This is a genomic window from Jidongwangia harbinensis, assembly GCF_020216025.1.
Classification (GTDB): domain Bacteria; phylum Actinomycetota; class Actinomycetes; order Mycobacteriales; family Micromonosporaceae; genus Actinoplanes; species Actinoplanes harbinensis.
Genome location: NZ_JAIWNC010000004.1, coordinates 208,981 through 228,710, shown reverse-complemented (window position 1 = coordinate 228,710; position 19,730 = coordinate 208,981). Strand labels below are relative to the sequence as shown.

The 19,730-nt window shown below is 71.7% G+C and carries 22 protein-coding genes, 2 tRNA genes and 3 pseudogenes; 9 read left to right on the top strand and 18 right to left on the bottom strand.

Annotated elements, in window-relative coordinates; all coding sequences use genetic code 11:
• Entirely contained in the window at nucleotides 1–798 is a 798-nt protein-coding gene (locus LDL48_RS07795; protein ID WP_225254337.1) for an SGNH/GDSL hydrolase family protein, read from the bottom strand.
• Nucleotides 799–929: 131 nt separating this feature from the next.
• Between LDL48_RS07795 and LDL48_RS07790 the strand changes: the two genes are divergently transcribed.
• From LDL48_RS07790 to LDL48_RS07775, 4 genes are all read left to right on the top strand, one after another.
• Entirely contained in the window at nucleotides 930–2,657 is a 1,728-nt protein-coding gene (locus tag LDL48_RS07790; protein WP_225254336.1) for a proline--tRNA ligase, read from the top strand.
• 62 nt (nucleotides 2,658–2,719) lie between these two features.
• Nucleotides 2,720–3,112: a CBS domain-containing protein gene (locus tag LDL48_RS07785; protein ID WP_225254335.1), complete on the top strand. Its 393-nt coding sequence runs from the start codon at nucleotides 2,720–2,722 to the stop codon at nucleotides 3,110–3,112.
• A gap of 25 nt (nucleotides 3,113–3,137) precedes the next feature.
• Nucleotides 3,138–3,566 (top strand): SufE family protein, encoded by a 429-nt coding sequence (locus LDL48_RS07780; protein ID WP_225254334.1) that lies wholly within the window; start codon nucleotides 3,138–3,140, stop codon nucleotides 3,564–3,566.
• Between the two features lie 2 nt (nucleotides 3,567–3,568).
• Nucleotides 3,569–4,210 carry a DsbA family oxidoreductase gene (locus tag LDL48_RS07775; protein ID WP_225254333.1) on the top strand — a complete coding sequence of 214 codons (642 nt, stop codon included), beginning with the start codon at nucleotides 3,569–3,571 and terminating at the stop codon, nucleotides 4,208–4,210.
• A 19-nt stretch (nucleotides 4,211–4,229) separates the two neighbouring features.
• Here the strand turns inward: LDL48_RS07775 and LDL48_RS07770 are convergent, their stop codons facing one another.
• Together LDL48_RS07770 and LDL48_RS07765 are read right to left on the bottom strand one after the other, a co-directional pair.
• The gene (locus LDL48_RS07770; protein WP_225254489.1) at nucleotides 4,230–4,781 is read right to left on the bottom strand and encodes a YbaK/EbsC family protein; all 552 of its coding nucleotides are present in this window, start codon (nucleotides 4,779–4,781) and stop codon (nucleotides 4,230–4,232) included.
• An 18-nt stretch (nucleotides 4,782–4,799) separates the two neighbouring features.
• Nucleotides 4,800–5,558 carry an SDR family oxidoreductase gene (locus LDL48_RS07765; RefSeq protein ID WP_225254332.1) on the bottom strand — a complete coding sequence of 253 codons (759 nt, stop codon included), beginning with the start codon at nucleotides 5,556–5,558 and terminating at the stop codon, nucleotides 4,800–4,802.
• 93 nt (nucleotides 5,559–5,651) lie between these two features.
• On the opposite strand from LDL48_RS07765, the gene LDL48_RS07760 reads away from it, so the two are divergent.
• A complete protein-coding gene (locus tag LDL48_RS07760) occupies nucleotides 5,652–6,311 on the top strand; it encodes a hypothetical protein (protein WP_225254331.1) in 660 nt (219 codons plus the stop codon).
• Nucleotides 6,312–6,480: 169 nt separating this feature from the next.
• On the opposite strand, the gene LDL48_RS07755 is transcribed toward LDL48_RS07760, so the two are convergent.
• Together LDL48_RS07755 and LDL48_RS07750 are read right to left on the bottom strand one after the other, a co-directional pair.
• On the bottom strand, nucleotides 6,481–6,867 hold the full coding sequence (locus LDL48_RS07755; RefSeq protein WP_225254330.1) for a DUF4180 domain-containing protein: 387 nt from the start codon (nucleotides 6,865–6,867) through the stop codon (nucleotides 6,481–6,483).
• Nucleotides 6,833–7,270 carry a helix-turn-helix domain-containing protein gene (locus LDL48_RS07750; protein ID WP_225254329.1) on the bottom strand — a complete coding sequence of 146 codons (438 nt, stop codon included), beginning with the start codon at nucleotides 7,268–7,270 and terminating at the stop codon, nucleotides 6,833–6,835. The genes LDL48_RS07755 and LDL48_RS07750 overlap by 35 nt, the downstream gene beginning before the upstream one ends.
• Nucleotides 7,271–7,310: 40 nt before the next feature.
• On the opposite strand from LDL48_RS07750, the gene LDL48_RS07745 reads away from it, so the two are divergent.
• The gene (locus LDL48_RS07745) at nucleotides 7,311–8,171 is read left to right on the top strand and encodes a sulfotransferase domain-containing protein (RefSeq protein WP_225254328.1); all 861 of its coding nucleotides are present in this window, start codon (nucleotides 7,311–7,313) and stop codon (nucleotides 8,169–8,171) included.
• 6 nt (nucleotides 8,172–8,177) lie between these two features.
• Here the strand turns inward: LDL48_RS07745 and LDL48_RS07740 are convergent, their stop codons facing one another.
• Genes LDL48_RS07740 through LDL48_RS07730 form a run of 3 tightly spaced genes read right to left on the bottom strand, consistent with a single transcriptional unit; the run spans nucleotide 8,178 to nucleotide 10,845 of the window.
• Entirely contained in the window at nucleotides 8,178–8,720 is a 543-nt protein-coding gene (locus tag LDL48_RS07740; protein ID WP_225254327.1) for a helix-turn-helix domain-containing protein, read from the bottom strand.
• 58 nt (nucleotides 8,721–8,778) lie between these two features.
• Nucleotides 8,779–9,927 (bottom strand): winged helix DNA-binding domain-containing protein, encoded by a 1,149-nt coding sequence (locus LDL48_RS07735; protein WP_225254326.1) that lies wholly within the window; start codon nucleotides 9,925–9,927, stop codon nucleotides 8,779–8,781.
• Nucleotides 9,928–9,936: 9 nt separating this feature from the next.
• Nucleotides 9,937–10,845 carry an EamA family transporter gene (locus LDL48_RS07730; RefSeq protein ID WP_225254325.1) on the bottom strand — a complete coding sequence of 303 codons (909 nt, stop codon included), beginning with the start codon at nucleotides 10,843–10,845 and terminating at the stop codon, nucleotides 9,937–9,939.
• A gap of 68 nt (nucleotides 10,846–10,913) precedes the next feature.
• Here LDL48_RS07730 and LDL48_RS07725 point away from each other — a divergent pair, with 68 nt between their 5' ends.
• Nucleotides 10,914–11,804 carry a LysR family transcriptional regulator gene (locus tag LDL48_RS07725; protein WP_225254324.1) on the top strand — a complete coding sequence of 297 codons (891 nt, stop codon included), beginning with the start codon at nucleotides 10,914–10,916 and terminating at the stop codon, nucleotides 11,802–11,804.
• On the opposite strand, the gene LDL48_RS07720 is transcribed toward LDL48_RS07725, so the two are convergent.
• Nucleotides 11,801–12,364, bottom strand: coding sequence for a dihydrofolate reductase family protein (locus LDL48_RS07720; RefSeq protein ID WP_225254323.1), 564 nt, complete (start codon nucleotides 12,362–12,364; stop codon nucleotides 11,801–11,803). The two genes, LDL48_RS07725 and LDL48_RS07720, sit on opposite strands and share 4 nt — an antisense overlap.
• A gap of 82 nt (nucleotides 12,365–12,446) precedes the next feature.
• On the bottom strand, nucleotides 12,447–12,932 hold the full coding sequence (locus tag LDL48_RS07715; RefSeq protein ID WP_225254322.1) for a GNAT family N-acetyltransferase: 486 nt from the start codon (nucleotides 12,930–12,932) through the stop codon (nucleotides 12,447–12,449).
• 170 nt (nucleotides 12,933–13,102) lie between these two features.
• Between LDL48_RS07715 and LDL48_RS07710 the strand changes: the two genes are divergently transcribed.
• Nucleotides 13,103–13,846, top strand: a complete 744-nt coding sequence (locus tag LDL48_RS07710) for an LPXTG cell wall anchor domain-containing protein (RefSeq protein ID WP_225254321.1) — start codon at nucleotides 13,103–13,105, stop codon at nucleotides 13,844–13,846.
• A gap of 115 nt (nucleotides 13,847–13,961) precedes the next feature.
• Nucleotides 13,962–14,600, top strand: coding sequence for a class I SAM-dependent methyltransferase (locus LDL48_RS07705; RefSeq protein ID WP_225254320.1), 639 nt, complete (start codon nucleotides 13,962–13,964; stop codon nucleotides 14,598–14,600).
• A 61-nt stretch (nucleotides 14,601–14,661) separates the two neighbouring features.
• Here LDL48_RS07705 and LDL48_RS07700 read toward each other — a convergent pair whose 3' ends face one another.
• The 8 genes and pseudogenes from LDL48_RS07700 to LDL48_RS45360 all read right to left on the bottom strand — a co-directional run.
• Nucleotides 14,662–14,967 carry a hypothetical protein gene (locus LDL48_RS07700; RefSeq protein WP_225254319.1) on the bottom strand — a complete coding sequence of 102 codons (306 nt, stop codon included), beginning with the start codon at nucleotides 14,965–14,967 and terminating at the stop codon, nucleotides 14,662–14,664.
• A gap of 374 nt (nucleotides 14,968–15,341) precedes the next feature.
• Nucleotides 15,342–15,414, bottom strand: a tRNA-Ala gene (locus LDL48_RS07695).
• 13 nt (nucleotides 15,415–15,427) lie between these two features.
• Nucleotides 15,428–15,556: a DLW-39 family protein gene (locus LDL48_RS07690; protein ID WP_225254318.1), complete on the bottom strand. Its 129-nt coding sequence runs from the start codon at nucleotides 15,554–15,556 to the stop codon at nucleotides 15,428–15,430.
• A 41-nt stretch (nucleotides 15,557–15,597) separates the two neighbouring features.
• Nucleotides 15,598–15,671, bottom strand: a tRNA-Ile gene (locus tag LDL48_RS07685).
• A gap of 93 nt (nucleotides 15,672–15,764) precedes the next feature.
• Nucleotides 15,765–16,628 carry a DUF3566 domain-containing protein gene (locus tag LDL48_RS07680; RefSeq protein ID WP_225254317.1) on the bottom strand — a complete coding sequence of 288 codons (864 nt, stop codon included), beginning with the start codon at nucleotides 16,626–16,628 and terminating at the stop codon, nucleotides 15,765–15,767.
• 3 nt (nucleotides 16,629–16,631) lie between these two features.
• Nucleotides 16,632–18,728, bottom strand: a pseudogene (gyrA, locus tag LDL48_RS07675) (DNA gyrase subunit A); the annotation flags it as partial.
• Nucleotides 18,729–18,734: 6 nt separating this feature from the next.
• Nucleotides 18,735–18,830 (bottom strand): annotated as a pseudogene (locus LDL48_RS45365) (hypothetical protein); the annotation flags it as partial.
• A 156-nt stretch (nucleotides 18,831–18,986) separates the two neighbouring features.
• Nucleotides 18,987–19,682 (bottom strand): annotated as a pseudogene (locus LDL48_RS45360) (DNA gyrase subunit A); the annotation flags it as partial.
• Between the last annotated feature and the right edge of the window lie 48 nt (nucleotides 19,683–19,730).

Sequence of the window (19,730 nt, the reverse complement as noted above, 5' to 3'; positions counted from 1 at the left end):
CTAACTCCGTGGCCGCGGCTCGGCGCGGCTTCCGTCGTGGACCGGGGACAGCGCCGGGCGCTTCGCGGTGACCAGATCGCCGGACGAGGCGCCCGCCAGCCGGCGCCGGAGCCAGGGTGCCAGATAGCGCCCGGCCCAGCGCAGGTCCGCGCCGCGGGCCAGCAGCCACGGCGTCGGCGCCGGCGCCGGCGGCACCAGCAGCCAGTCCTCCTCGACACCCACGCCGAGCGCGGTGAGCACGTGCGCGGCCACCCGGCGGTGGCCGGCCGGGGACAGGTGCAGGCGGTCCTCGCTCCACATGGTGCGGTGCCGGAAGGTGCGGTCGGCGAACAGATCGACGAGGTACGCGCCGTGCGTGTCGGCGACCCGCCGGACCGCGTCGCTGAGCGCCGCCGCCCGCGGGCCGATGATGCGGTGCCCGGGCAGGTGTCCGCTCACGTCGGCGAAGCAGAACATGATCACGTCGGCGCCGGACTTCCGGAGCCGGCCGATCACCGGGTCGAGGCGGTCCGCCAGTCCCGCGGCGTCCACCCGGCGGCGCAGCACGTCGTTGCCGCCGGCCGCGAAGCTCACCAGGTCGGGCCGCATCGCCACGGTGGCGTCCAGTTGTTCGTCCAGCACCTGGCCCAGCAGGCGCCCGCGGATCGCCAGGTTGGCGTACCCGAAGTCGGGGCCGGCGTCGACCGCGAGCCGCGCCGCGACCAGGTCGGCCCAGCCCCGGTAGGTGCCGTCGGGGTACGGATCGTCCATCCCCTCGGTGAAGCTGTCGCCCATCGCCACGAAACTGCGCCACGCCACGGCCACTCCCTGAACGCTCGATGACCCGACAACCTCTGAGCTAAGCACCGGTGCGGACCGAGCGGGACGTGACGCTGGCTACACCGGATAACCGGGTGCTTACCGTCGTACCCGGTCCCTACCCTTGCCTCATGCTTCTGCGGATGTCACGGCTGCTGCTCCGGACCCTGCGCGAGGACCCGGCCGACGCGGAGGTGCCGAGCCATCGGTTACTGCTGCGCGCCGGCTATGTCCGCCGCGCCGCGCCGGGCGGCCACACCTGGCTGCCGCTGGGCAAGCTGGTACTGGACAACGTGATCCGCATCGTGCGTGACGAGATGGTCGCGGCCGGGGCGCAGGAGGTGTCGTTCCCGGCGCTGCTGCCCCGCGAGCCGTACGACGTGAGTGGCCGCTGGACGGAGTACGGCGACGACATCTTCACGCTCACCGACCGGCGCGGCGGGGAGTTCCTGCTGGCCCCCACGCACGAGGAGATGGCCGCCCTGCTGGTGCAGGACCTGACCACCTCGTACCGCGACTTTCCGCTGGCGGTGTTCCAGGTCCAGACGAAGTTCCGGGACGAGGCCCGCCCGCGCGCCGGCCTGCTGCGCGGGCGCGAGTTCCTGATGAAGGACGCGTACTCGTTCGATCTCGACGACGCCGGCCTGGCCGAGGTGTATGCGATCATGCGCGCGGCGTACCAGCGGATCTTCGCCCGGCTCGGGCTGACACACGCCGTGGTGACCGCGGTGTCCGGCGCCATGGGCGGGTCCGCGTCGGAGGAGTTCCTGGCCACGTCGGACGTCGGTGAGGACACCTACGTCGGATGCACGACGTGCGACTACGCGGCCAACACCGAGGCCGTGGTGACGCCGATGCCGGCCGTGCCGGAGCCGGCCACCGGCGCGCTGACCGTGCACGACACCCCGGACACCCCGACCATCGCCGCCCTGGTCGACCACGCCAACGCGCACGCCCTGGGCGGCCGGACCGACTGGACCGCCCGGGACACGCTGAAGAACGTCGTGGTGACGGTCCACCATCCGGGTCGCGAGGAGGAGTTGCTGCTCATCGGCGTGCCCGGCGACCGGGACGTGGACCTCAAGCGCCTGGACGCCGCGCTGGCGCCGGGCACCGCGACGCTGTTCGACGACTTCGCCTCCCGGCCCGACCTGGTCAAGGGGTACATCGGACCGCAGGGCCGGTCGGTCCGCTATCTGGCCGACCCGCGCGTGGCACCGGGCACCGCGTGGCTGACCGGCGCGAACCAGCCCGGGCGGCACGCCACGTCGGTGGTCGCCGGCCGCGACTTCACCCCGGACGGCACCATCGAGGCGGCCGAGGTGCGCGCCGGCGATCCATGTCCGGCATGCGACACCGGCGAGCTGACCATCCGGCGCGGCATCGAGATCGGGCACATCTTCCAGCTCGGCCGCCGCTACACCGAGGCGTTCAAGGTGGACGTGCTGGGCGCCGACGGCAAACCGGTGCGCCCGACGATGGGCTGCTACGGCATCGGCCTGTCCCGGGCGGTGGCCGCGATCGCCGAGCAGCACCACGACGAGCGCGGCCTGATCTGGCCGGCCGAGGTGGCCCCGGCGGACGTGCACATCGTCGCGGCGGGCCGGGACGGCCAGGTGGAGGCCGCGCTCGCGCTCGCCGCCGATCTGGTCGCCGCCGGGCTGCGGATCCTGGTGGACGACCGGCCGAACGTCTCGGCCGGGGTGAAGTTCACCGACGCCGAACTGATCGGCATCCCGCGGACCGTCGTGGTCGGACGCCGCCTGGCCGACGGGTACGCGGAGGTCCGGGACCGCCGCACCGGCGAACGCGCCGAGGTCGGTCTCGCCGCGGTGGCCGGCCGGATGACCCGGGTGTAGCGATGCGGCCCCTCGGGTACGGCAGCTCCGGATCGGGTGTTCGACGCGGCGGGAGGAAGACCATGGCCAGGACGGTGGTCGCCGACGTGATGACCCGGCAGGTGGTCTACCTGCCCGGCGAGACCACACTCGACGAGGCCGCGCAGGCGATGCGGGACAGGTCCATCGGCGACGTGGTGGTGACCCACGGCCCGACCATGTCCGGACTGGTCACCGACCGCGACATCGTGGTCCGGGCCGTCGCGGAGGGCCTGCCGCCGGACACCACGACGCTGGAGTCGATCGCCTCGCGGGAGCTGATCATGGTGGAACAGTCGGCCACGGTGGAGGAGGCGGTACGCGCGATGCGGGACCGTGGTGTGCGCCGGCTGCTGGTCTGCGACGCCGACCGGCAGGTGGTCGGCATCCTGTCGATGAGTGACCTGGCCCTCGTGCCGACTTCTGCCTCGGCGTGAGGTCACGCGCGTAGGGTCGTCAACCGTGACCGACATGCCCGCGAAGCTGGCCGAGATCGTCGACGAGTTCGCCTCGGCGCCACGGGAGCTGGTGCTCGAGATGCTGCTGGAGTTCTCCGACACGGTGCCCGCCCTGCCCGCCGAGATGGCCGGGCACCAGGGCATGGAGCAGGTGCCCGAGTGCCAGACCGCGTTCTTCCTGAAAACCCGGGTTCTCCCGGACCGGACCGTGCAGACGTGGTTCGACTGCCCGCCGGAGGCACCGACCACCCGGGCCTTCGCCGGCATCCTGGCCGAGGGCCTGGCGGGCGCCACCGCGGAGGAGGTGCTGGCGGTGCCGGACGACCTCTATGCCCGGATGGGCCTGGCCCAGGCGATCAGCCCGCTGCGCATCCGCGGCGGCTCGGCCATCCTGACCCGGCTGAAGCGCCAGGTACGCGAGCAAACGGAGTGAGCATGGACATTCAGGTGTGGTCTGACGTCGTCTGCCCGTGGTGCTACCTCGGCCGGGCGCGACTAGAGAAGGCGCTGGCCGGGCACGACGGTGAGGCGCGGGTGATCTACCGGGCGTTCCAACTGGACCCGGCGCCGGTTCCGGAGCCGGTCCCCACCAAGACCGCGATGACCGCCAAGTTCGGTGGTCCGGAGCGGGCCGAGCAGATGTTCGCCCACGTCGCCGCGATCGCCGCCGCCGAGGGGCTGGTGCTGAACTTCGACCGGGCCATCGCGGCCAACACGTTCGACGCGCACCGGCTGATCGCCTGGGGCCTCGCCCACCAACGCCAGCGGGAGATGCTGGACGCGCTGCAACGGGCGCACTTCACCGACGGAATCGACATCGGCTCGCCGGCGGCGCTGGTCGCGGTGGCGGAATCGATCGGCCTGGACGGTCCGGCCGCGGCGGCCTACCTCGCCGACGACGGCGGTGCGGACGTGGTGCGCGCGGACCTGGCGGTGGCCCGCGAACTCGGCATCACCAGCGTGCCGACGTTCGTGATCGACGGCCGGTACGCGGTCCAGGGCGCCCAGGAGCCGGACACGCTGCGCACGGCCTTCGCCGAGATCGCCCGCCGGGAAGCGGTCGACGCGGGTCGATGAGGTTTCACGTGGAACGGGCCTAACCGGCCTCGCGGGCCAGTCCCTCGATGACCAGCGCGCCGGGCAGCGCGCCCAGCGCCGGCCCGGCGATAGCGATCTTGCTGTGCCGCACGCCGGAACCGATCACCACGTGGGGCATCGCGACGACCCGCGCGTCCACCAGCACCGGCCAGTCCTTGGGCAGGCCGATCGGGGTGATGCCGCCGTACTCCATGCCGGTGAGGCGGACCGCGTCGTCCGTCGGGGCGAAGCTGGCCTTGCGGGCGTCCAGTTGCTTGCGGACCACGCCGTTCACGTCGGCGCGGGTGGTGGCCAGCACGATGCAGGCCGCGTACCGGGTCACCTCGCCGCGCCGCCCCGCCACGATCACGCAGTTGGCCGACTCGCGCAGGGACACCCCGTACGCCTCGCAGAACGCCGCGGTGTCGGCCAGGTCCGGCTCGATCGGCGCGACCATCACCTGGTCACCGTCGACCGGCGCGTCGACCGGCCACACCTCCAGCGCCGCGGCGACCGGCGCGGCCAACAGGTCGAGCCGCGACATGGCCGGTTCCAGCTTCAGGCTTCCCATCACGCCCGACATCCTCGCTCAATACCGGGCCGCCAGGTAGTCCCGCCACGTCCGGGTACCCGTCGGCGGTACCGCGGTGGTGAGCGCCCCGGCACGTACCTCCCGTCCCAGCCTGCCCGGGATGCGGATCGGCCACACCGGCCGGCGGGAACCCCGGGCCCGCTGCCAGGCTCCGGCCATCTCGCCCAGCCGCAGCGTCTCCGGCCCGGCCACCTCGACCACGTCGCCGGTCGGCCCCTCCGCCAGCACCGCCGCGATCCGGTCCGCCACGTCCTCCACCGCCACCGGCTGGAACACCAGGTTGCGGTCGATCAGCAACGGCCCGGCCTTGCCGGAGAAGGTCAGCACGGTGTCGATCAGCGACGGGAACTGCGCCGCCCGCAGCAGCGTGTACGGCACCCCGGACGCACGGACCACCGCCTCGGTCTCCACCTTCAGCCGGTAGTACGGCAGCGGCACCCGGTCGATGCCGATGATCGAGATGAACACGACGTGCCGCACGCCCGCGTTCCCCGCCGCCGCCAGGAGCCGGCGGGTGCCCTCGACATCCGTCTCCCGGGTCCGGCGCGGAGCGGACGCCAGGTGCACGACCGTGTCCACCCCGCGTACCGCCTCGTCCAGGCCCGCACCGGTCAGCAGGTCCGCGGTGACCCAGCCCGGCCGGGTACGGCGGCTCGCCGGCCGTACCTCATGTCCCTCCTTGACCAGCCGCGGCAGCACCGCGGACCCCAGCGTTCCACTCGCTCCGGTGATCAGCACCGTCTCCGTTGTCGTCATGTGTCCAGGACGAACGACGCATGCACGACGTGACGTGCCGCGCGTCACGCCCGATCCTCAGGCGCCGCCGGATTCTGCCGAGTGTCAGAGATTGTGGAGGAGCGACGTGCGGCGCGGATCGGCACGCTCGGCGGCCTGGCGCTGCTGGCCGGCGCAACCGCGCTGATCGCGGCGTCCAGCGGCGCGCACTCCGCGTTCGCCACCTGCCTGTTGTCCCTGCTCGCCGTCGGCATGGCACACGCCCTGCTGGACGAGATCCGCCGCCAGGCGCGCCGCCGTTCGGCCGGCGGGTGGGCCGTGCCGGACACGGTCAACACGGTGCTGCTCGGCGCCTGGTCGGCTGGTGCGCTGGCCGGGACCGTCCTGGTCGCCGCGCCCACGGCGGTTCGGCTGGTCGGGCTGACGCTCTCCGGCGGGTACGCCTTGAGCGGCGCCTACTTCGTCGTCGAGCGGCGCCGGTCGGTGCGTTCCGCGGCCGCGGTGGCGGTCTGGCCGAGCACCGACCTCCCCGGCACCGAACTACCGGGCACCGACCTCCCCGGCGCCGACCTACTGGGCACCAACCCACCCGGCACCAAACTCCCCGGGGCCAGCTCACCGGGCACCAAACTCCCCGGGACCAGCTCACCGGGCACCAACCCACCTGGCACCATTCCACCGGGCAGCGGCCTCCCCGGCACCAGCCCGCCGGGCGCCGTCGAGCCCAGGAACACCGATGTCATGCCGGACGGGTCCGGCATGTCCAGCAGATAGGCCGGGAGCGACACGAACGGCACCCTTCGGCCGTGGCCGTGGCCGTGGCCGCGACCGGGGTCGGGCCGCTGGGCTGGGCTGGGGCTGGGCTGGGCTGGGCTGGGGCCAGGGCCGGGCTGGGGCCAGGGCCGGGGCCGTAGCGGAGGCCGGGGCAGGCGGAGGCCGAAGGTCAGGCCAGGTGGGTGTCCAACTCGTCGAGATCCGCGACGAACCAGATCTGCTGACCCCGGTTGGACTCGGTGACCAGATCGCGCAGCGCCGTGCTGTCCGCGACATAGGCGGAGATGTCGCCGACGATCGCCAGCCGGATCCGGTAGTTGACGAACTTCTGCATGATCTCCCCGGCAAGCCCGCTGCGCAGCCGGAAGAACCGCTCGTCGAGTCGCCCGGCGGGCAGGGCCACCACGTCCGCGCGGGAGAACGCCGCACCGATCAGGTCCAGCGCGTCCTGCGTCCCGGCGACCGGCGGGCCGTCCGCGCCGCAGAGCAGGACCGGTACGCCCCGGCGCTCGATCACCTGGTCAGTCGTCGGGGCCGTCGGGTCGGTCGGCGTCATGTCCGTTCTCCGTTCCGAGGAAGGTGTCGATGAGTTGCAGGACGTCGGCCGTGGCGGCGGTACCGCCCAGGACGATGACCTTGAGGCGGCCGCGGTCGTCGTCGTACACCGTGCGGACGCGCACCGGCGCGAGCTGGGCGCCGGCTATCAGGAACGTGCTGAGGCGGTCGGCCAGGCTCGCGGTGATGCCGTCGATCTCCACCACCGCCGACACCTCGACGTGCCGCCGGACCGGCTCGACCGGCCGGCCGGTGAACGTGTCCAGGTCGGCCGGGGCGATGCGGTACTGCTTGCCGATGCGTACCGCCCGGAGGCGGCCGTCCCGGATGTAGCCGCGCACGGTGCGCACGTGCAGCCCGAGCCGGTCCGCCACCTGCTCCACCGAGAACCAGCCCTGCTCCATACTTCCCTATCCTGCCCTACTTGAGGAAGGATAGGGAATCATGACGCACAAGCGCTACGTATCGTCCGACGAAGATAGCGCCCGGTTCCGGGACGGTGACATCGTGATCAGCACCCGGTCGAAGAGCGGCACCACCTGGATGCAGATGATCTGCGCCTTGCTGATCTTCCAGACGCCACGCCTGCCGGCGCCGCTGCCCACCCTGTCGCCGTGGCTGGACTGGCTGGTCGAGCCGCGTGACGAGGTGATCGCCCGGCTCGCGGCGCAACCGCACCGGCGCTTCGTCAAGACGCACACCCCGCTGGACGGTGTCCCGATCGATCCGCGCGCCACCTACATCGTGGTGGCCCGGCACCCGTTGGACCTGGCGGTGTCGCTGTTCCACCAGGGTGCGAACCTGGACCGCCAGCGGCTGGCGGCACTGACCGGCACACCGGCCGGGGTCGAGCGCCCGGCTCCGCCCGTACTCGATGCCCTGCTCAGCTGGATCGACCACGACCCGGCGCCGGCCGACGAGCTGGACTCACTGCCCGGCGTGATGTGGCATCTGTCCGACGCGTGGCGGCGGCGGCACGAGCCGAACGTGCTGCTCGTGCACTACGCCGACCTGTCCGCGGATCTGGACGGGGAGATGCGCCGGATCGCCGCGCGGCTCGGCGTCCCGGTGCCGGCGGAGACCTGGCCGGAGCTGGTGGACGCGGCCGGGTTCAGCCAGATGCGGGCCCGGGCCGGAGAGCTGGCGCCGGATCCGGCCGGGGTGCTCAAGGACCGGAACGCGTTCTTCCGCTCGGGCCGCTCCGGGGCGGGACGGGACCTGCTCAGCGACGAACAGTACGCGCACTACCTCGACCGGACCGCCGCGCTGGGCCCGCCGGACCTGCGGGACTGGCTGCACCGCTGAGCCGGCTCAGACCGCCTTGAGCACCTGCTCCACGGTCTCGCGCCGCACCGGCCGGGCGTGGTCGCGGCGGCTGTCCGCGTAGGCCCGCACCACGGCCCGCCGTTCCGCCTCGCTCAGCACGCCGGCGAACGGGGAGTTCCGGCGCAGCTCCACCGCGGACCGGGCCGGGGAGGTGAGCGCCTCCAGCACGGACTCGGCGCCGTCGTCCAGCACCGCGTCCCACCGGTCCAGCCACTCCCAGTCCGGGCCGTCCGGGTGCAGCCGGCGCAGCCGCCGCAGGTTCGCCCGGGCGGCGCCGAGCACCCCGGGCGGGTCCGCGACGACCTTGCCGGCGATCGCCCGGTGCAGCCACAGGGCCACCGTCTGGTCCCGGGTCAGCAGCGGCTGGAGCAGCGCCTCCACGTCGGCGCGGCGCAGTCTGCGCTGGCCGCCGACCCGGACGTACGGCAGCAGTCCGCGCAGGCACAGGTCCACCACGCGCGCCCGGGACACCCGCAGCAGGACGGCCGCCTGCCCGGTGGTCACCAGCTCGCCCACGGATATCGCCACACGTGGATATTGACCCGGCGGCCCGCGCATTGCAACAACCGAATGGCTATTGACTCTTTCATGCGTGGGGTCCGGCGGTGACCGGTCCGAGGGTCAGCTCGGCGGTACCCTCGCCGATCAGACCGATCCGGTGCACCTCGCCGGCCAGCGACGCGCGCTGGGCGGCGGTCAGCCGGACGAACGGTTCGACGGTCACCGCGATCCGGCGGCCGGACCGCCGCTGGTGCCACACCCCGCGCACCACGCCGTCGATCAGCACGGTGGGCACGTTGCCGGCCTGGCCGCCGGCGAGCGCCCGGTCCGCCGCCCGGTCCGGGAAGAGGCCGGCCCGGGGATGACAACCGATGACGTACGCGTCGAAGTACGGCAACAGACGCAGCCCCGCCTGACCCTCGGCGGTGCCGGTGTCGCCGGCGTTCACCCAGGCCGGCGTGCCGTCGAAGTCGACCTGCTCGATCGCCCCCTGCCCGGCGAACACCTCGGCGGCCCAGCCGGGCGGCGCGCCGAGCCAGCGCCCGAACTGGGCGGGCGTGGCCGGCCCGTACCCGTGCAGGAACCGCCGGACCAGCTCGGTGACCGCGGTCCCGGACGGCGCCGGCGCGAAGCCGGGCAGCCATCGCCGCGGGTCGGTGTAGGTCGCCCGGCGGCCCCGGTCCGGCCCGAAGCAGAGCGCACCCCGGTTCATCGCCACCGACTCGATCTGCCGCCAGCGCGGCCACCGGTCCTGGAACGCCTCCATCACCCGGTCCCCGGCCCACGAACCGACCCGCGCCACGATCGCCGCGGTCAACTCGTCCACGGTGAGCGCCGCGTCCGCCCCGCCCACCGCGTCGGCGATCGCCGCGACCACCGAGTCGGTCTGGGCGGCGTCCATCCGGACGTCCGGCGGCAACGGGCCCGCCGCGGACGGCACCGAGGACAGCGCGCCGGTCCACATCGGAAGGTCGGCCGCGGCGAGCAGGTGCACCGTGCCGCGCGGCCCGCGCGTCTTCACCAGCGTCCGGTGCTCCCACAGGGCGGCCCGCACCCCGGCCCGGGTGCCGTCCGACTGCCGCACCCCGATCGACAGTTCGGCGGCGGACATGACCTGGGCGTGCACGCCGAGCAGGGCGGCGGCGACCTCGGCCGGCGCCACGCCCGGCCGCGGCTCCACCAGGTGGGACCGGACCCGCCGGCGCGCCGACACGTCCGCCCACCGCAACCGCATCCCCCGACCCTAGACGCGCGTGCCGGTCAGGTGGCCCAGGGCGGCCGCGCGACGGGGTCCGGGGTCCGCGCGCCGCACGGCCGCCGGACGCCTCCGAGGTGCCAGGGCGACGGCGTTGGCGCTGATCACGATCGCGATCCCGGCCCATTCGTGCAGGTCCAGCGCCTGCCCGAGCAGCAGCAGACCGGCACCCGCGGCGAGCACCGGGTGCACGCTCATGAACAGCCCGAACAACGGCGGCGGCACCCGCCGCAGCACGATCAGATCCGCCGCGTACGGCAACACCGAACTGCACAATCCCGCGCCCACCGCGTACGCCACGCCCGCACCGTCCCACCGTCCGTGGGCCAGCAGCACCGCGGCGACCGGCAGGTACAGCACCGCGGACACCGACGTGGCCACCGCCGGCGCCTGCAGGCCCGGCATGCGGGTGCCGAGAAGCCGATTGAGCAGGATGTACGCCGCCCAGCAGGCGGCCGCCACCAACCCCAGACCGACGCCCAGGTAGTCACTGGACGGCCCGGGCGACACCAGCACGTACACCCCGGCGCAGGCCGCCGCCGCACAGACCAGATCCCGCCGGGTACGCGAGCCGAGCAGCGCCACCGCGAGCGGCCCGAGCACCTCCAGCGTGACGGCGAGCCCCAGCCCGATCCGGTCGACCGCGGTGTACAGGCTCAGGTTCATCACCGCGAACACGACCCCGAGCAGCAACGACGGCCACCACTGCGACCACGTCATCCGGCGCAGCGGCGGACGGGCCACCGGCAGCAGCACGGCGGCCGCGACGAACTGGCGTACCGCGACCACCCCCGCCGGGCCGAGAGTCGGGAACGCCAGCGCGCCCACCGCGGCGCCCATCTGATTGGAGGCGGCGCTGCCCAGCATCGTGGCCACGCCCCCGAGAACCTTGCCCATGCCGCCAGCGTCGGCCTCCCCGGCCGGCGACGGAAATGTCCCGCCCGCGACATCTATACGCTGGACGTATGGATGTGCAGGTGCGCCAGCTCCGGACGCTGCTCGCGGTGGTGGACGCCGGCACGTTCACCGACGCGGCGGCGGTGCTCGGCGTCACCCAGGCATCGGTGTCCCGCTCGGTGGCCGCCCTGGAGACGACGCTCGGCGTGCGCGTCCTGGAACGCTCCACCCGGCACGTGGCGGTCACGGCCGTCGGCGCCAAGGTGGTCGACCAGGCACGCCGGGTGCTGGCCGAGGTCGGCCACCTGCAGCAGATCGTGGACAGCGCACACACCGAGATCCGGGTCGGCTACGCCTGGGCGGCGCTGGGCCGGCACACCCGGCGCCTGCAGAAGACGTGGGCACGCAGCCGTCCCGACGTACCCCTGCTGTTCGTGCACGCGAACGACCCCACCGCCGGACTGAGCGACGGCCGCGCGGACGTCGCGGTCATCCGCCGGCCGCTGGCCGATCCCCGGTTCCGGACCGCACCGGTGGGCCGGGAGGCCCGGTACGCCGCGGTGGCCACCGACCACACCCTGGCCCGCCGCAGGTCGCTGCGCCTGGCCGACCTGGCCCGCTACACGGTAGCGATCGACACCCGCACCGGCACCACCACGCCGGACCTGTGGCCGGCCGGCACCGCGCCCACGTCGACCCGCGCCACCAGCAGCATGGAGGACTGGCTGACCCAGATCGCCCTGGGCCAGGTCGTCGGCATCACGTCCGAAGCCACCGCCCACCAGAACCCGCGGCCCGGGGTGGCCTACCGGGCGGTGCGCGACGCCCCGCCGATCGAGGTGTCGATCGCCTGGTGGGCGGACAATCCCCCGGCCCGCCTGGACGAACTGCTGGCGCTCGCGCGGGACGTCTTCCGCGGCCCGTCCGGTGCGGCCGCCGAGGTCCCCCGCCGTCCCTAAGGCCGGACCGGCCGGTACCGGACCGTCAGCTCGGCCGTGGGGTCGCCGGCACCGACCCTGTGCAGGTAGTGCGGCCGGCCGCCGGGAAGATCCAGCAGCCGGATCCCGTCGCCGAGCAGCACCGGCGCGATGTGCAGATCGATCTCGTCGATCAGGCCCCGCTCGAGAAGCTGCCCACCGATCGTCGGCGACAGCACCTCCACGTTCCCGCCGCCGGCCGCGGCCAACGCGATCCGTACCGCCTCGGCCACGTCACAGTCGAGGAACGTGACACCGGCCGCGGGCGCGGCGTCCTCCGGGTGATGGGTGAGCACGAAGATGGGCCCGGTCCAGGCTCCGCCGTAGACGGTGCCCGGATCCGGGAACTGGTCCCAGCCGCGCCGGCCGCCCAGAATCGCGCCGGTGGTCTTGACGTACTCGTCGACCAGGCCCGGCTGGGGCGAGACGCCGGTCATCATCCAGTCCATCTCGTGGTTCGGCCCCGCCACGAACCCGTCCAGGGACATGGTGAAATGCCAGAGCACCTTGCCGTTCGCGGTCTGCGGTTCGATGTCGTCCACTGCGGTCTCCTTCGCCGGCTGAATGCCTCGTCCCCCGTTGAGACGGCATCCACGGCGGAACCTCATCAGTCCCCCGGTCTCCTCACCGGGCGTACCGCAGCTGGTGGGTCAGTACCCCGCCCATCGGTGCGTCCCGGGTGACCCCGTCCGCCGACCAGCCGGCCTTCTCGTAGAACCGGCGGGCCCGCTGGTTGCCCTCCAGCACCCACAACACCGCGCGCGGGCCCAGGTGCGGCAGCGCGTCGTCCATCAGCGCCCGGCCCACGCCGGTTCCGACGTGCCCGGGCAGCACGTGGATGGCGTACAGCTCGCCGACGCCCTCCTCCGGGCTCGGCCCCAGATAGCTGAAGCCCACGATCTCGGTGCCGGAGACGGCGACGGTCATCCGGTGGGTGTCCGCCTCCCACCGCCGGCGCTCGGCCCACCACTCGCCGAGCGCCTCCTCCGAGCCGAAGGTCAACGCCTCCGGATCGACCAGGCCGACGTAGGCCGCGGCCCGGGACCGGTGATGCAGGGCGCCGACGGCCGGCATGTCGAGATCCTTGGCGGTACGCAGACGGACGGTCATCCACGCGACGTTATCCGGCCCGGCGCGGGTCCGGGGAGCGGGCCTTCGTCGAGTCTCTCGACCCAGCCAGACGGGACCGGACCGGAGCACCGGCAAGCTCCACGACTCGCCGGTCCGCCCATCGACGGTAGTATCTCCCGGCTTTGATCCAACGGGGGAGGAAGACCCGCATGCGACGAAAGACTTCGGCCGGCGTCCTGATGGCGCTGGCTCTCCTCATACCCGCGGCACCGGCGGCGGCACAGGCCGAGGCGCCCGGGTTCGACGCGGCCTGCCAGACAGTCGAGCGCAAGCTCTACAAGGACATCCGCAAGCTGGTCACCATCGACCTGGCCACCGCCACCGATGTGGAGATCCGGGTCGTTGCCAACCAGATCCTGGCCGCGACGAAGGCCAACTCGTTGCCCGTCCTGCCTCGCGCGATGCAAAAGCGGCTGGACGGCACCGCCGATGAACTGCGAGCCTTCCTGAAGAAGGGCATGCTCAACGCCTGGACGGCGGATCTGCGGATCTCGGTCGGCCGAACGTTGCCCGACGCCGGCGCCAACGTCGAGGCGGCCGCGCAGAAGGTGCTCGACGACGGCAGCATCGACGCTGCCCTGGCCTACCTGAACGGGGGTCTGCACACCGCGCGTGCGCTCGACTGCGCGACCAAGCCGACGCCGACGCGCCCCACGTCGAGCCCCACGCCCGGCGCCACGACGACCGTTCCGCCCGTCCCCCCTGCTCCGGTTCCCGTTCCCACCTCCCCCGACAACACGGAAGCCCCGGGTGCCGAGGGTGGCGAGGGTGGAGGGCTGCCCCTGACCGGCGCCGACACCGGGACGGTGGCCGGTCTCGGCGGTGTGCTCCTGCTCCTCGGTGTCGCCGGGTACCTGATCGGTCGCCGCCGCCGTTCCCGCTTCGTGGCATAGGCGCCTTGATCGCGCCCAGCTCTGCGCTGGGCGCGATCAGCGGCGGGGCCTGCTTTCTTAATGATCTTGGTACGGGGACGACATCGCCGCCTGCGTCGCGGATACCGTGCTCCACATGCGCGTTGCCGGTTGGCTGGACGACACTCGGATCTCCTACGACACCGTGGCAGTCAGCTACGCCGCGATGCTTCGCGACGCACTCGCCGGCGAACCGTTCCAACGGGGCATCCTGGCGCTCTTCGCCGAACTGGTGCGCGCACAGGGCAACGGGGCTGTCGCCGACATCGGCTGCGGTCCGGGCCGGCTCACCGGCTACCTGCACAGCATCGGCCTGGACGCATTCGGCGTCGACCTGTCGCCCGCCATGATCGACATTGCCCGGCAGGACCATCCTGGCCTGCGGTTCGAGGTCGGCACCATGACCGATCTCGACCTGGCCGACAATTCCCTGACCGGCCTGCTCGCCTGGTTCTCCCTGATCCATGTGCCCGACGACGAGGTGCCCGCCGTCCTCGCCGAGTTCTTCCGCGTGCTGCGGCCCGGCGGGGCCCTCCTGGTCGGCTTCCACGCCGGCGAAGGCAGCAGGCTCAAGACCGAGGGCTACGGCGGCCACCCGATGAAGGTCTACGTGCACCGACGCTCGCCGGCCCGAATCGCGGACTGGCTGAGCGCCGCCGGCTTCAAGGTCGAGGCCGAGATGGAGCATCACCCAGCCCCGGACATCAGGGGCGGCTTTGTCTTCGCCTCCCGGTGAGGCGCTGGTCGTTGCCTTTCGGCTGGCACAACGATCGGCACCGTCACACCCAGCGCCTGAATCACGGACGACGAAGCCAGAAGACATCCTTGAATATCTGCCGGGTCATGTGCCGATCTCGAACTTCCCAGGACAGGCCGGAGCGTACAAAAGGTGCACCCGATCGGTGCAGCAGCGCCAGCGCCGTCATGATCGACGCCCCGAGCAAGACCCATATCAGGAGGAACAACGGCCCTGGAGCGGCATTTCGGAGGGGTCCTAGCCAGACGAGCACCGCAAACGGGATGAAATTGAACCGCGTCAGCCAAATCGACGCACGGTAGCTCCCACTGCTGCGGATCTTTCCAAGCTCCCCTTCGGAGATCACTCCTACAAGGTAAGCCACCACCGCGCGTGCGGCTGCACGCCGATCAGCAGCGCCCGACGCCGACCCACCATCGACGTCTGCGAGGCACCGCCAGCCCGAAAGTCCCGCCATCCCGAAGTGGGTGCCGCTTGGCGCCGAGCACGGACCGCGCTGCCTGGACGTCGGCAACGAGGAACTGCACGTAGTTCAGCAGCTCCGCTACTCGCCGCGCGACTACGGCGGCTTCTACCTCAGTGAGCCGAAGAGTGGCTCGTCCGGCACGGTTGACCTGGATCCGAAGGAGGTGCAGCGAGCGCTACGGCACGCGACCCTGCAGATCACCTTGGAGACCTACGTCCACTTTTTATGTTCGCCCTGGTCGCGGGCTGGTTCTGTGGAGCCCAGGGGACTTGAACCCCTAACCCCCGCCTTGCAAAGGCGGTGCTCTGCCAGTTGAGCTAGGGCCCCGCTGGCCGGACCGTTATCGGAGGTCCGGAGCGGTGGTGGCCTCGTGCCAGAGGGCGCGCTCGTCGCTGGAGGCCTTGACTCGCCGGACGACCAGCGCGGCCGCGCCGACCACCCCGGCGACGATCAGGAGCTTCTTCAGCATGGCTGTCCCCTTACGGTCTGCGACTGCCGGGTGGGAGAGGGTGGGGCTAGCTGGAATCGAACCAGCGACCTCAGAGTTATCAGCTCTGCGCTCTAACCGACTGAGCTATAGCCCCGTGCGACAACGAAGATTACCGTACCCGGGCTCGCTCTCCCAAACGGGGGCGGCCACCGCGCGAACGCGGTGGCCGCAACCGTTGCCGGGTGGCTCAGTCGCGCTCGGCGAGCGTCAGTTCGACGCCGCCGACGAGGTCGGCACAGACGTTGTAGATGAACGCACCGAGCGTGGCCAGGGCGGTGAACAGCACCACGTTCACGGCGCCGATCAGCATCGACGTGCCGATCACGCCCCACGCGGTGATGCGGAAGCCGCCGCTGCTCGCGTCGGTGCCGCCGCTCGTCTTGACCAGGTCGCCGAGGCTCTTGTTGATCTCGCTCCACACGCCCATGGTGTCCAGCGCCAGGTAGAGCACCGCGGTGGCGACCACGACGACGATGAACAGCACGATGGAGACCGCGAAGGAGAACTTCATCACGGACCAGGGGTCGATCCGCTTGAGGTTCAGCCGGGCACGGCGCGGGCCGCGTGCGGCGGCGGACGACACCGTGGAGCGGGCCGAGCGGACCGCCTCGGTCACCCGGGCCGCGCCGACCGCGGCGGAGCCGGTGACGCCGCCGGGGCGCTTGCCGCCCTCGGCGGGACCGCCGGGACGCTGCGGCGCCGTGGCGGGCTTCGCCGGCGGCGGCGTGACAGTGGTGCGGCCGGCGGCGCCTCCCGGCGTACCGCCCTTGCCCTTGGTGACAATCGGCACCGTCGCGGACCCTTTCGCTACGCCGGGTGCTGGTGGCCGTTTCGCCTCGGACGGACCGTCGTTGCCGTCGGCGCCTGGTTCACCCGGAGGAGGCGCCATTCCCGGCGCCCGGGTGAACTTCGGCGACGACCCAGCGTCGGCGGGGACTGCCGCGCGCCCCGCGGGCTCGCGTCCGGCCGCGTTGGCGCCGTCCTTCGGCTCCTCGTCGACCGGAGTTGTCGAGGTCCCGGAGCCCCCCGACTTCGCCTGTGTCTCCGTCATCAACTAGTCCTGTTCGTCAGGCTCGTCGGCATTGCGAGCAAGCGCCACGATGGTTACACCTTCTGGGAGGTCCATCAGCTTGACCCCCATTGTGTTCCGATCCCGCGTGCGCCGTACAGGCTTCACGGGAGTCCGGATCACTCCACCATTGCTGGTGATGGCAAATAGTTCGTCGTCCGGGCTGATTACTACCGCACCGACGAGGCCGCCGCGACGCTCCGTGATCTTCGCCGTGAGCACGCCCTTGCCGCCTCGTCCCTGCACCGGGTACTCCTCGATCGGGGTCCGCTTGGCATACCCGCCGTTGGTGGCGACCAAAACGTCCATACCCTCGCGGACCACCTCCATGGCCAGGAGTTGATCATTGTCGCCGAAGCGCATGCCGATGACACCGGAGGTCGCCCGTCCCATCGGCCGCAGCGCCTCGTCGGTCGCGTTGAACCGGATGGCCTGGGCGTTCTTCGACACCAGGAGCAGGTCGTCCTCCGGCGCGGCCAGTGCGGCGCCCACCAATTCGTCATCCTCCCGCAGGTTGATGGCGATGATGCCACCGCTGCGGTTGGAGTCAAACTCGTCGAGGCGGGTCTTCTTCACGAGCCCATTCTTAGTGGCGAGCACAAGGTAGGGCGCGACCTGGTAGTCCGGAATCTGGATAACCTGCGCAATATGCTCGTCCGGCTGGAAGGCCAGCAGGTTCGCGACGTGCTGGCCCTTGGCCACGCGGTTCGCCTCGGGCAGCTCGTACGTCTTGGCCCGGTAGACCCGCCCCTTGTTCGTGAAGAACAGGATCCACGCGTGCGTGGAGATCACGAAGAAGTGGCTGACGATGTCGTCCTGGCGCAGGGATGCGCCGCTCACGCCCTTCCCGCCGCGCCGCTGGGACCGGTACATGTCGACCTTGGTGCGCTTCGCATAACCAGTTCGTGTGATGGTCACCACAACGTCTTCCCGAGCGATGAGGTCCTCCATGGAGACCTCACCATCAAACGGGACAATCTTCGTCTTACGGTCGTCGCCGTACTTGGCCACGATCTCGGCCAGTTCCTCGGACACGATGGCGCGCTGCCGCTCCGGCTTCGCCAGGATGTCCTTGAGGTCGGCGATCTCGATCTCGATCTTGGCCAACTCGTCGATGATCTTCTGCCGCTCGAGCGCCGCCAGCCGGCGCAGCTGCATGTCGAGGATCGCCTGCGACTGCACCTCGTCGATGTCGAGCAGCTGGATCAGGCCCTGCCGGGCGTCGTCGACCGTCGGCGAGCGCCGGATCAGCGCGATGACCTCGTCGAGCGCGTCGAGCGCCTTCACCAGACCGCGCAGGATGTGGGCGCGCTCCTCGGCCTTGCGCAGGCGGTACGCGGTCCGCCGGCGGATGACCTCGATCTGGTGGTCGACGTAGTACTTGATGAACTGCGCCAGGTTCAGCGTGCGCGGAACGCCGTCCACCAGCGCCAGCATGTTCGCGCCGAACGTGTCCTGCAGCTGGGTGTGCTTGTACAGGTTGTTCAGCACGACCTTCGCGACTGCGTCGCGCTTCAACACCAGGATCAACCGCAGGCCGGTACGCCCGGAGGACTCGTCCCGGATGTCCGCGATGCCGGTGAGCTTGCCCTCCTTGACGAGCTCGGCGACCCGCTCGGCCAGATTGTCCGGGTTGACCTGGTACGGCAACTCGGTCATCACCAGGCAGGGGCGGCCGCGCGCGTCCTCCTCGACCTCCACCACGGCGCGCATCCGGATCGAGCCGCGGCCGGTGCGGTAGGCGTCCTGGATGGCCTGCTGACCGACGATCAGGCCGCGGGTCGGGAAGTCGGGTCCCTTGACGATTTCGAGGAGCGCCTCGAGCATCGTCTCCTCGTCGGCCTCCGGGTTGTCCAGCCGCCACTGCACGGCTCCGGCGATCTCCCGCAGGTTGTGCGGCGGGATCTTGGTGGCCATCCCGACCGCGATGCCCTCGGAGCCGTTGACCAGCAGGTTCGGGAACCGCGCCGGCAGGATCGTGGGCTCCTTGGCCCGGCCGTCGTAGTTGTCCTGCATGTCGACGGTGTCCTCGTCGATGTCGCGCAGCATCTCCATGGCCAGCGGCGCGAGCTTCGACTCGGTGTTGTGGCTGACGAAGCCGTTGGTGACGAACGCGTGGTCGTCCGTCTCCACCCGGAGGCTGTAGACCGGCTGCACCCCGGCGTCCGAGACGTTCGTGACCATCGCGTACGAGAACGCGGTGAGCGGCACCGACTGCGGCAGCACCCGGGCCGGGTCGTCGAGGTCGGCCAGCCCGGTCGCGCGCAGCGGCGACGGCAGCATCCAGGACCCGTCCGCCCGCGCGATCAGGTCACCCCGGCGCACCTCGGACAGCAGCAGCCAGCGCAGTACCGGCGCGCCGGCGGCACCCGGCACGACGCACAGCACCGGGTGGTTGTGCGTACCGACGAGCTCGGTGCTGTCCCCGGTGCGCACCCGCAGCGTCGGGTGGGAGCCGGAGTGGAAGAACGCGTTGGCCCGGACCGGGTCGCCGACCAGGCCGCTCACCTTGAGGTCGATCGGCGTCTCCGACGACGGTGCGGCGTCCGGCACCAGCGAGTCGATCCGGACCTCGCCGCCGTCGGCCAGGCGCACCAGGGTGTCGCCGGCGACGCAGTACCGCATGGCGGCCGGCGGGTCGTTGCCCGGCGAACCGAAGTTGCCGTTGCCGTCGATCAGCGGGTAGCGCAGCGACCAGGGCTGCGCCATGCGGACCAGGGCGTCGTAGATCGAGGAGTCACCGTGCGGGTGGTAGTTGCCCATCACCTCGCCGACCACCCGCGCGCACTTGACGTAGCCACGGTCCGGACGGAACCCGGAGTCGTACATCGCGTAGAGGATCTTGCGGTGCACCGGCTTGAGGCCGTCTCGCACGTCGGGCAGCGCACGGCCCACGATCACGCTCATCGCGTAGTCGAGGTACGAGCGCTGCATCTCGACCTCGAGGCCGACCGGTTCGACCCGGTCGGTGATCGCGGCGGCAGCGGGAATCGCGCCCTGCGGCTCGTCTGCCGGGGTCTCGGGAGTGTCCGTCACAGTTAACCCTTACTGAATGTGAATCCCGACATCAAGGCCGGAACCACG

Excerpts from the sequence above, each read along its gene's own strand:
- LDL48_RS07730 (WP_225254325.1), bottom strand. The coding sequence starts at position 10,845 with ATGGGCAAGGTTCTCGGGGGCGTGGCCACGATGCTGGGCAGCGCCGCC.
- LDL48_RS07735 (WP_225254326.1), bottom strand. The coding sequence starts at position 9,927 with ATGCGGTTGCGGTGGGCGGACGTGTCGGCGCGCCGGCGGGTCCGGTCC.
- LDL48_RS07725 (WP_225254324.1), top strand. The coding sequence starts at position 10,914 with ATGGATGTGCAGGTGCGCCAGCTCCGGACGCTGCTCGCGGTGGTGGAC.
- LDL48_RS07710 (WP_225254321.1), top strand. The coding sequence starts at position 13,103 with ATGCGACGAAAGACTTCGGCCGGCGTCCTGATGGCGCTGGCTCTCCTC.
- LDL48_RS07680 (WP_225254317.1), bottom strand. The coding sequence starts at position 16,628 with ATGACGGAGACACAGGCGAAGTCGGGGGGCTCCGGGACCTCGACAACT.
- LDL48_RS07785 (WP_225254335.1), top strand. The coding sequence starts at position 2,720 with ATGGCCAGGACGGTGGTCGCCGACGTGATGACCCGGCAGGTGGTCTAC.
- LDL48_RS07765 (WP_225254332.1), bottom strand. The coding sequence starts at position 5,558 with ATGACGACAACGGAGACGGTGCTGATCACCGGAGCGAGTGGAACGCTG.
- LDL48_RS07750 (WP_225254329.1), bottom strand. The coding sequence starts at position 7,270 with ATGGAGCAGGGCTGGTTCTCGGTGGAGCAGGTGGCGGACCGGCTCGGG.
- LDL48_RS07715 (WP_225254322.1), bottom strand. The coding sequence starts at position 12,932 with ATGACCGTCCGTCTGCGTACCGCCAAGGATCTCGACATGCCGGCCGTC.
- LDL48_RS07770 (WP_225254489.1), bottom strand. The coding sequence starts at position 4,781 with ATGGGAAGCCTGAAGCTGGAACCGGCCATGTCGCGGCTCGACCTGTTG.
- LDL48_RS07790 (WP_225254336.1), top strand. The coding sequence starts at position 930 with ATGCTTCTGCGGATGTCACGGCTGCTGCTCCGGACCCTGCGCGAGGAC.
- LDL48_RS07705 (WP_225254320.1), top strand. The coding sequence starts at position 13,962 with ATGCGCGTTGCCGGTTGGCTGGACGACACTCGGATCTCCTACGACACC.
- LDL48_RS07690 (WP_225254318.1), bottom strand. The coding sequence starts at position 15,556 with ATGCTGAAGAAGCTCCTGATCGTCGCCGGGGTGGTCGGCGCGGCCGCG.
- LDL48_RS07755 (WP_225254330.1), bottom strand. The coding sequence starts at position 6,867 with ATGACGCCGACCGACCCGACGGCCCCGACGACTGACCAGGTGATCGAG.
- LDL48_RS07745 (WP_225254328.1), top strand. The coding sequence starts at position 7,311 with ATGACGCACAAGCGCTACGTATCGTCCGACGAAGATAGCGCCCGGTTC.
- LDL48_RS07775 (WP_225254333.1), top strand. The coding sequence starts at position 3,569 with ATGGACATTCAGGTGTGGTCTGACGTCGTCTGCCCGTGGTGCTACCTC.